Origin of the sequence: Corynebacterium tuscaniense (assembly GCF_008693065.1) — a bacterium.
GTDB lineage: Bacteria > Actinomycetota > Actinomycetes > Mycobacteriales > Mycobacteriaceae > Corynebacterium > Corynebacterium tuscaniense.
In genome coordinates this window covers 1-722 of record NZ_VXKH01000156.1, presented here as the reverse complement: position 1 = coordinate 722, position 722 = coordinate 1, and the positions used below count along the sequence as shown (strand labels likewise).

Genomic DNA, 722 nt, shown 5'->3' with positions numbered 1-722 from the left:
GCGTCGCGTTTCCGCGAGTGTGCCGCCCGCGCGTTGCTCCTTCCGCGCCGCAACCCGGGCAAGCGCGCGCCACTGTGGCAGCAGCGTCAACGTGCGGAGCAGCTGCTGGACGTCGCACGCAATTACCCGTCCTTCCCCATCATCTTGGAATCCGTCCGCGAGTGCCTCCAGGACGTCTACGATCTGCCCGCGCTGCAGGATGTCATGCGTAATCTGTCCACTCGCCGCATTCGCGTGGCGGAGGTGACCACGGATCAGCCGAGCCCGTTTGCATCAAGTTTGCTGTTCAATTACACCGGCGCATTCATGTACGAGGGCGACACCCCGCTCGCCGAAAAACGTGCGGCAGCGCTCGCGCTCGATCCGTCGTTACTTGCAAAATTGCTGGGCACAGTTGAGCTGCGCGAGCTTCTCGACGCTACCGTGATCCAAGAAGTCGACCATTCCCTCCGGCGCCTGGGCAAGGCTGACACTTCCGAGCAGTTCGCGGACACGCTGCGCATCGTGGGGCCGGTTCCGGTGGATGAGCTGAAGCAATACACATCCGTGCCGCGCGTCGCCCTCGAGAATCAGCTGGGCAAGCGCATGATGGCCGTGCGTATCGGCGGCCGTGAACACCTGGCCCAAGCACTCGATGCGCCGTTGCTTCGCGACGGCCTCGGCGTCCCCGTCCCACCCGGCATCCCCGCCCAAGTGGCCACCATCCCTGATGCGTTGAGCCA

Annotated in this window: 1 pseudogene; it reads left to right on the top strand. The window is 64.5% G+C overall.

The window, feature by feature from the left end:
- Nucleotides 1-722 (top strand): annotated as a pseudogene (locus F4V54_RS11015) (DEAD/DEAH box helicase); the annotation flags it as partial.